This window comes from Bartonella sp. CE47NXGY (genome assembly GCF_042195415.1).
Lineage (GTDB): Bacteria > Pseudomonadota > Alphaproteobacteria > Rhizobiales > Rhizobiaceae > Bartonella.
In genome coordinates this window covers 1-2,390 of the sequence record NZ_JBHIOI010000095.1, presented here as the reverse complement: position 1 = coordinate 2,390, position 2,390 = coordinate 1, and the positions used below count along the sequence as shown (strand labels likewise).

General features: G+C 39.6%; 3 protein-coding genes. All 3 read right to left on the bottom strand.

Annotated features, from left to right (window positions below):
* The coding region (locus ACFIL3_RS09700; protein ID WP_375682177.1) for a hypothetical protein at positions 1-261 on the bottom strand (261 nt) is incomplete at its 3' end.
* Complete coding sequence (locus ACFIL3_RS09695) at positions 261-1,400, bottom strand: hypothetical protein (protein WP_375682176.1); 1,140 nt, start codon at positions 1,398-1,400, stop codon at positions 261-263. The genes ACFIL3_RS09700 and ACFIL3_RS09695, both read right to left, overlap by 1 nt.
* Before the next feature lie 198 nt (positions 1,401-1,598).
* A partial coding sequence (locus tag ACFIL3_RS09690; RefSeq protein ID WP_375682175.1) for a hypothetical protein occupies positions 1,599-2,390 on the bottom strand: 792 nt, incomplete at its 5' end.

The following is a 2,390-nucleotide window of genomic DNA, read 5'->3' as shown; positions in this document are numbered from 1 at the left end:
CTCATCATCTAAATTAAAACTCAATCCATGCTTTAAAGAGTTCCAAAAAGCTTCACTTTGCGTGATTTCGGGATGTTGGGGTGATGTTGTTTCTTCAAAGTTGGAGGCATCATTGAGAACATCAAAGCGATAGCGTGTTCCATCTTCTAAGGTCACATATCTAGATCGAGACGCATTATTTTGAGAATTATTATCAATAACATCAAAACGATAACGTGTTCCATCCTCTAATGTTACATATCTAGATCGAGACGTATTCATTACAATTTTACCTTCCTCATATGCTCACCAGTCTCAATATCTGTAAATTCAGTAATATCATTTCTTTTAGCAGCTTCTTGCATACTCATCCGAGGTATATTTGCACTGCCTCCTTGTGATGACTGATTAGCAGAGGAGCGACTAGCATCTTCACCTAGTAAATAGGCTTTTGCTTCAGGCGATAGTCTTGAAATAACATCTCTTATTTGATTCAGATTCCGCGTAAATAATTCTACATTCATATCAATGCTTAGTTCACCTAAAGAATGCTTTAGCATGTCAAGATCTTTATCACTGACATTTCCAAGTCCTACCGCTCCTGTCCTTGATAATTGCTTCAGTTCGTCTATACGATCACTTGCTATACGTTCCTTAATTGATTTCACGACTTTATCTGCACCATTTTCTTTCAATCCAGGAACAATGCTTTTAATCCAAGCAATCAGACCTGTTGCATACCCACCTTTTTCCTTAAGGTACTCATCAAGATATGTGAGATCTTTCAATAAAATACTTTTCCGTACTATATTATTTGCATATAGAGCTTTTGCACGTTCAGCTTCCTCATACGATTTACCACCTTCAACCATAATATATCTATATCCACCTGGTGCATTCGGATCTTCCACAAGCATCCTACCGTCATTGGTAAATTGGGAATTCCTATTTCCACCGTTCACTTTTTGTAATAGAAAAGCATTCAACGCATCTCTATTTCCAGCTATGAACCGCGCCTCTTCCTCACTGTACCCTTTAGATTTTAGATACTCGACAGTCTGATTAACCTGTCCTCTTTGTTTATCTCCTTCATGCAAGTTCTTCAGCCCCTTGGCAAAAAGTTGCCATCCAGATGAATTTGGACTAGCCGTTATCGCACCCATAAGAAAATCATCAATATTTTTACTAACATCAGACTGTGAAAAACGAGAAAATTTATCCCAAAAACTAAGATTTGGTTCAGGAGGCTGTTCTTGCAATGGAACTGGTTTTGTTGAAATAGGTGGAGAAGTCTCTAACTGAGGAGGAGTTTCTGATTGTGGAATCGGAGAGGGTTTATTCCCCTCATTATCTATCTCAGAAGGACGAATAGAACCTATTGGAGAAGGAGAAAAAGAGCCTATCTTATATGGATCATTCATAGAAATCGCATTAAGAAAAACTGGTAATTTATGTTTGTCCTTTCGTTGATTCGCTATTGATTGTAGTAGATCTTTTTCTAGTCTGCGTTCGTGTAGATCTTTTTCTAGTTTGGATATGAAACGTCTATCTCTCGGGTCAAAATCTATAAAAACCATTACTTTCCCTTTAACTATTTATTTTTTCTAAGATTATTCAAACTAAACGGCAGCATTTGCTGCCTTTTCCGCAGCCTTCTTTAATCCAAAAAGCACCATCATAGCATTCTGCCAAGGGTCGTTACCATGCATCTTAGATTCTGACACATTATTCGTCGTCGTGCCGTAATTTCTTGCGAAGCCATGACCGGCGTTCATAAGCATATTCAACCTATTCCAGCCGCTATTGTCTTGTTCCAGCCAACGTTCTCTATTGGCATCAACAAGGCGTTGATTGTGGGCATCAAGCACACCTCCCCCTTGTATGGCATTGGAATAGGCATTCCCATAACCCTGTAAGAAGTTATTTGAGGCTCCCAACTGATTTTGATTGGCTTGGTCTATCATGGCATTGGCTTGCATCATGCGGTCCGCATCACGATTATATTGCTCTAACATAGCACGAGCGTATATAGAATCTCTTCCTTTCCGCACTTCCTCTCTGTGATCAGGAGTTGCATAACGACCAATCCCTGAGAAATATCTGTTAATTTGAGTGTCTGAATCATCTAATGCTTCTTGAAGTGCTTGTTTGAAATACGAATTTTCTCCCATCATACCACCAGAGGCCATATGTCGAAGATTCATGGCTGCCGACGTTGGATTATAGATTGTATTCATCAAAGAGCGATTTTGATAATGATGAGGAATACTTCCAAGACCACCAATTCCATAGCGCGTTTGATCACTTAACGGCGCTACACGAGGTCCCCCATACACATTACCACCCATCCCTGTGTCATACATGTTATACGCATCTGCACCCCCACGCTTAAAGACATTCTGCATCCAAGT